Below are 6,197 nucleotides of genomic sequence, written 5' to 3'. Positions count from 1 at the left end.
TACGGCTCCCGGTACTCGTACGGCCGGTGAGCCCGGACACGGGAGACGGCGGGGGCGCCGGCCCCCGCCCTCCCCCCGGGCTACCCGCCCCCCCGGCCCCCCGGGGGGGGCGGCACGACCCGTCCCGTCCCGCCGTCTTGGCGGTTCTCCGCGCGCCCCCGCCCCTGGCGTGCGCCCTCCCGCCCGCCGAACCGGCGGGAATGTCTGGCATGAACGGGTCAAATCTGTCACTCTTTCGGCAGCCGGCGCCCCGGCCCCAGCGGGACGCGGCCGGCTTCTCAGCACAGCGCTCGCGCAACCCCGAACCGCGGCCGCCCCGGCGCACCCCAGCCGGCCGGGCGGCCGTCGAGCAGGCCGGAATCCCGGCCGCCGCAAAGGAGTAGTGTGTGAGACCGACCCCCCACAAGGCCGCCGGCGTCGCCGCGCTCACCGCCGCCGCCCTGGCCGCCTTCTTCCTCCCCGCCGTGCCCGCCGCCGCGCGCACCGCCCCCGCCTCCGCGGCCGCCGACTGCACCCCCGCCCAGGTGGTGACCGACGGCGGCTTCGAGAACGGGAGTCCGGCGTGGACCCCGTCCACGTCCACCGTGATCACCAGCCGCACCGGGCAGAGCCCGCACAGCGGCAGCTCCTACGCCTGGCTGGACGGCACCGGCAAGAGCCGCACCGACAGCCTCGGCCAGAGCGTCACCATCCCCGGCGGGTGCTCCACCGCCACCCTCACCTTTTACCTGCACATCGACACCGCCGAGACGACCTCCGCCACCGCCTACGACAAGCTGACCGCCAAGATCGGCGGCACCACCCTGGCAAGCTGGTCCAATCTCGACAAGAACACCGGCTACACGCAGAAGTCGTTCGACGTGTCGTCCTTCGCCGGGCAGACGGTGAACCTCTCCTTCACCGGCACCGAGGACTCCAGCCTCCAGACCAGCTTCGTCCTGGACGACATCGCCCTCGACACCTCGGGCGGCACCATGCCCCCGGCCACCGACGCCACGCGCACCCCGGCCGCGCCCTCCTACACCGTGGACCTGAGCAGCGACACGAGCGGCACCGCCTGGACCGGGCACGAGAGCGTGACCTTCACCAACGCCTCCGCCACCGCGCTCGACCAGGTCTATCTGCGGCTGTGGGACAACTACCACGGCACCTGCGCCGCGATGCCGGTCAAGGTCGGCAACGTCACCGGCGGCACCGCGGGCGACCTCTCCGTGGCCTGCACCGCGCTGGACATCACCCTGCCGACCCCGCTCGCCCAGGGGCAGAGCGCCACCATCGGCTTCGACCTCGCCATCACCGTGCCCAGCGGCGCCGACCGCTTCGGACACGACGGCGCGTACAGCTTCATCGGCAACGCCCTGCCGGTCCTCGCGATCCGCGACGGCGCGGGCTGGCACCTGGACCCGTACACGAACAACGGCGAGGCCTTCTACTCCCTGGCCGCCGACTTCAAGGTCACCCTCGACCACCCGAGCACCCTGCTGGTCCCGGCCACCGGCACCTCCACCGACACCCCCGGCACGAGCGGTCGTACCGTCACCACGGCCACCGCCTCCCAGGTCCGCGACTTCGCCTGGGCCGCCGGGCCCTTCACCAAGGTCTCCGGCACCTCACCGGCCGGCGTCGCGGTGAACGTGTACTCCGTCTCCGGAATCAGCTCCACCAGCGCCCGCTCGATGCTCAGCACCGCCGAGTCCGCCGTCGACGCCCACGCCGCCCGCTTCGGCGCCTACCCGTACGGGGAACTCGACGCGGTCCTCGACAACAACTACTGGTTCGGCGGGATGGAGTACCCCGGCTTCGTCCTCGACCTGGTCAGCAGCACCGCGCTCACCCACGAGATCGCCCACCAGTGGTGGTACGGCATCGTCGGCGACGACGAGTACAACAACCCCTGGCTGGACGAGTCGTTCGCCGACTACTCGACCGACCTCGCGCAGGGCAACACCGGCACCAACTGCTGGAGCAGCGTCTCCTGGGCCTCCAGCACGGAGAAGATCACCAACTCGATGGCGTACTGGGACGCGCACTCCTCCCGCTACTCCACCGTGGTCTACGGCTACGGCAAGTGCGCCCTGCACGACCTCCAGCGCGTCCTCGGCGACACCGCCATGGCCAAGCTGCTGAAGGACTACGCGACCGCGCACTGGTACGGCGTCTCCACCACGGCCGACTTCAAGGCCGCCGCCCAGGCCGCCACCAGCACGGACCTGACCTCCTTCTGGACCCAGCACCGCATCGACGGCTGACGGGCGCCGGCCGGCCGCGGGACGCCCGCAAGGGGCACCGGCGGCCGGCCTGCGGGGCACTCGGATGGCCCAAAACCGCGAGTATCCGCCTTCGTTGGGCGGAACCCGGAGTGCGGTGCGGTCCGATGCCGGGTCAGATGGAAGCCGTGCGAAGCTCAATAACCCTTTCCCGCGGCCGCTCACGCCTGACCGTCACCGGCGTGCTGACCGGCCTCCTGCTCACCCTGTCCGTCCCGGCGGCCGTGCCCGAAAGCGGCGCCGTGACCCCCGAGCGGGGCAGCGCCTACATGGGCGTGGGCGTCCTCGCCCACGACGGTGCCGCCACCGACACCACCACCGACTCCCGCACCGGCCAGACCGAGGGCGTGGACGTCTCCAGCCACCAGCGCAACGTCGCCTGGTCCACCCTGTACGGCAGCGGGGTGCGCTGGGCGTACACCAAGGCCACGGAAGGAACGTCGTACAAGAACGCCTACTTCACCCAGCAGTACACCGGCTCCTACGACGTCGGCATCGTGCGCGGCGCCTACCACTTCGCCACCCCGGACGCCTCCGGGGGCGCCGCCCAGGCGGACTACTTCGTGAACCACGGCGGCGGCTGGTCGGCGGACGGCAAGACGCTCCCCGGGGTCCTCGACATCGAGTGGAACCCGTACGGCGGCGACTGCTACGGCAAGTCGAAGAGCCAGATGGTCGGCTGGATCCGTGACTTCCTCAACCGCTACAAGGCCCGCACCGGGCGCGCCGCCGTGATCTACACCGCCACCACCTGGTGGACCAAGTGCACCGGGAACTACGGCGGTTTCAGCGCGAACCCGCTGTGGATCGCCCGCTACGCCTCGACGGCCGGCACCCTGCCGGCGGGCTGGTCGTACTACACCATGTGGCAGTACACCTCGACCGGCAAGACCGTGGGCGACCACGACCGCTTCAACGGCGGCAAGGAACAGCTCAAGACCTTCGCCTCCCGCTGACCCCGCCGGGCGACGGCCCGCGCGGGGGTCACGCGGTCGACGTCAGGAGGTGGTCGGTCAGGCGGTTGGCCTGGGCGAGGAGGGTGCCGTAGGTGGCGAGGTCGTCGGGGTCGTCCGTGGTGGAGCGGGCCAGGTCGTGGCGCAGGGTGTCGAGCGTGGCGCGCAGGGCGGTCACCTCGGTGCGCAGTTCGTCCTCGGCGGCGGCGTCGAAGCGGCTGCGGCTGTAGAGGCGCAGCACGCGGGCGGTACGGCACAGGAACCGGGCGTAGCTGAGGGCGAGTTCGGGATGCGGGCGGGGCGCCGCGCGGTCCTCGGCGGCGACCTCCAGCACCGTGCGGGTCACCCCGGCCGTGTGCACGGCGGCGTAGTCCAGCACCGCGAGGGCGTCGTCGTACCCCTTGCCGGGCAGCGGTACGGCCCCGCGGCGGCGCATGTTGACGCGGAGGCTCTCACGGCTCCACTCGACCGCCGAGCGGGCCTCGTCGACGAGGCGGTGCAGCCGCAGCGCCCGTTCGTGCCAGGCGTCCGCCTCCTCGGCGTCCCAGCGTCCGCGGGCCAGCCCGTCGGCCACCGCGCGCAGGATGTCGTGGGCCTCCTCGGTCGCGTCCCGCAGCACCGCCCGGGTGTCGCGCAGATACAGCGGCGGGCGGACCAGCGCGTTCACGGCGATGCCCACCCCCGCGCCGAACAGCGCCGCCGCGATCCTGGCCGCGGAGGTCGTGACGGTGACGCTGCCGTCGGTGAGGACGAACAGGGCGCCCGTGGCCGCGTAGACGCCCTGGCTGCCCAGGCGCCGCCAGTGTCCGAGCAGCAGCGCGAGCGGCAGCACCACCGCCATCGCCACCGCCGTGCTGTGCAGCACCAGGCCGACCGCGGTGGCCGTGACCGTGCCCGCGGTGATCGCCCCGAGCTGCTGGAGCCCGTGCGCGATCGACCGGTAGACCGTGGACTCCACCAGGACCACCGCGACCCAGGGAGCGACGAACGCCACCGGCGCGTGCAGCCACCAGCCCGCGATCAGCCAGGTCAGCCACGCGGCCAGCGCCGCCTTCAGGGCCTGCGCGGCCAGATCCCGCTCCCGGCCGGGCCCGGCGCAGGCCCGGCGCAGACCGCCCGCCGCCGCCGACAGGTCGTGCCGTACCGCGCGTGCCGCTCCCCGTACGACGTCCCAAGGCCCATATCGCATACGTTCCGGGTGACCAGCGGGCCCGCGCCTACGCCCCCGTCGTCGGCGTCACGACTGGCGGTCTCGCGCCGGGACCGCCGGCGGCGTCCGGTCGGCGTGCCGCAGGATCGCCCGCAGGGCCACCCCGGACGGCACGAGCCGCATCGCGGTGTTGCGCAGTCCGACGGCGAGCGGCCCGGACAACTGCTGGCCCATCCGGCCCGCCTGCCGGGCGGCGCGGGCCACCGCCTGGGCCCGGGGGCGGCGCTCGGCGTCGTACCGGGCCAGCGCCTTTTCGACGGACGGCGCCTCGGCGAGGGCGGCGGCCAGGCACGCGGCGTCCTCCAGGGCCTGGCAGGCGCCCTGGTCGATGTCGTGGTGCAGCACGTCCTCGGGCCGGGTGGCCGCCAGGAGGGTGCCGACCGGCTCGTGCCAGCCGGCGAAGCGGCGGCGCAGCATGCCGAGCGGGTCGGAGTGCCGTACGCCGGGCGGCGAGCCGAGCACCGCGTGCCACTCGGCGTGGCCGTCCGCGAAGCGGATGTGCCCGAATTCCGCGCCCTCGCCCCAGGTCAGCTCGAAGTCGGTGGACAGGTCCAACGGGTGCCGGGTGACGGCCCGCAGCACGGTGGAGCCGCTGTAGGAGGCGCCGGGATGGTCCGGGAACAGCAGACCGCGCAGCCGGCTGTGCGCCCCGTCCGCCGCGACCACCAGGTCCGCCGCCAGGATGCCGTCCGGGAGCGGCACGCCCACCTCGGCGGGGTCGGAGAGAAGGAGCGAGGGCACGGTCGCGCCGGTGCGCAGGCACTCGTCCGGCAGTTCCGCGCGCAGCAGGCGGTGCAGGACCGAGCGCCGGACACCGGCGATCGGCGTGCCCAGCGCGCGCTCCAGCGCGGTCCCGTCCATGCGCGAGAGCCACCGGCCCGACGGGGTGCGGGTGCCCCCGGTGTACTGCGGGTGCGCCGCCGCGCGTACGGCCGCCCCGACGCCGAGGGCGTCCAGCGCCCGCAGCCCGTTGGCGTGCAGCGAGATGCCCGCGCCCGCGTCGTCCAGGACCGCGGCCCGCTCCACCACCCGCACCCGGAAACCGATCCGGTGCAGCCCGATGGCCGCCGCCAGCCCGCCGATACCGCCCCCGACCACCACCGCCGTGCCGCCCATGCCGGGCCCTCTTCGCCTTGGTGCTTCTACAGCCGTAGAAGACCCCGGTGTACAAAGAGGGGGTGTCCACAGACCGACGTACTCTCCTCGCCGACGCGGCCATCGCGGTGCTCGCCGACACCGGCATCCGGGGGCTGACGCACCGCGCCGTCGACCGGGCGGCGGACCTGCCCGCCGGCACCACCTCCGCCTACTACCGCACCCGTCAGGCGCTGCTGACCGCGCTGGTACGGCGTCTGGTGGCCCTCGACCAGGCGGAGCTGGAACGGATGGGCAATCAGGTGCCGGTGCCCCGGTCGGCCGCCGAACTGACCGCCGGCATCGGCGAGTTGATCCGCGTACGCCTCACCGGGGAAGGGCGCCGGCGCACCCTCGCGCGCTACGCCTGCGCCGTCGAGAGCGCCCGTGACCCGGTCCTGCGCGAGATCCTCGTGCCGCGCGAGAACCGGGCGCGGCAGTCCGTGTGCGACTTCCTCGCCGCGCACGGGGTGGCGGACGCCCGGGAGCGGACGGTCTGGCTGCTGCACTGCGTCGACGGGCTGGTCTTCGACCGGCTGGTGAACGGCGGCGGCGTCCCGGAGGAGGAGATCGCGGCGCTCGTGGCCGCGGCGCTGCGCTGAGACGGCACGGGGACACGGCGGCGCCGCCCTC

General features: G+C 73.9%; 5 protein-coding genes. 3 read left to right on the top strand and 2 right to left on the bottom strand.

Going from position 1 to position 6,197, the window contains the following annotated elements; genetic code table 11:
* The first annotated feature begins 386 nt into the window (after nucleotides 1-386).
* Nucleotides 387-2,249, top strand: a complete 1,863-nt coding sequence (locus AB0927_RS38585; protein ID WP_366672527.1) for a M1 family aminopeptidase — start codon at nucleotides 387-389, stop codon at nucleotides 2,247-2,249.
* Nucleotides 2,250-2,386: 137 nt separating this feature from the next.
* Nucleotides 2,387-3,223, top strand: coding sequence for a lysozyme (locus AB0927_RS38580; RefSeq protein WP_366672528.1), 837 nt, complete (start codon nucleotides 2,387-2,389; stop codon nucleotides 3,221-3,223).
* Nucleotides 3,224-3,251: 28 nt separating this feature from the next.
* Here the strand turns inward: AB0927_RS38580 and AB0927_RS38575 are convergent, their stop codons facing one another.
* Nucleotides 3,252-4,409: an aromatic acid exporter family protein gene (locus AB0927_RS38575; RefSeq protein ID WP_366672526.1), complete on the bottom strand. Its 1,158-nt coding sequence runs from the start codon at nucleotides 4,407-4,409 to the stop codon at nucleotides 3,252-3,254.
* Nucleotides 4,410-4,457: 48 nt separating this feature from the next.
* On the bottom strand, nucleotides 4,458-5,546 hold the full coding sequence (locus AB0927_RS38570) for an FAD-dependent monooxygenase (protein ID WP_366672525.1): 1,089 nt from the start codon (nucleotides 5,544-5,546) through the stop codon (nucleotides 4,458-4,460).
* Nucleotides 5,547-5,608: 62 nt separating this feature from the next.
* On the opposite strand from AB0927_RS38570, the gene AB0927_RS38565 reads away from it, so the two are divergent.
* Nucleotides 5,609-6,166: a TetR family transcriptional regulator C-terminal domain-containing protein gene (locus tag AB0927_RS38565; RefSeq protein ID WP_366672524.1), complete on the top strand. Its 558-nt coding sequence runs from the start codon at nucleotides 5,609-5,611 to the stop codon at nucleotides 6,164-6,166.
* Nucleotides 6,167-6,197: the final 31 nt, after the last annotated feature.

It is taken from the genome of Streptomyces sp. NPDC048106 (assembly GCF_040706415.1).
Classification (GTDB): domain Bacteria; phylum Actinomycetota; class Actinomycetes; order Streptomycetales; family Streptomycetaceae; genus Streptomyces.
This window is presented reverse-complemented; position numbering and strand designations above follow the sequence as displayed.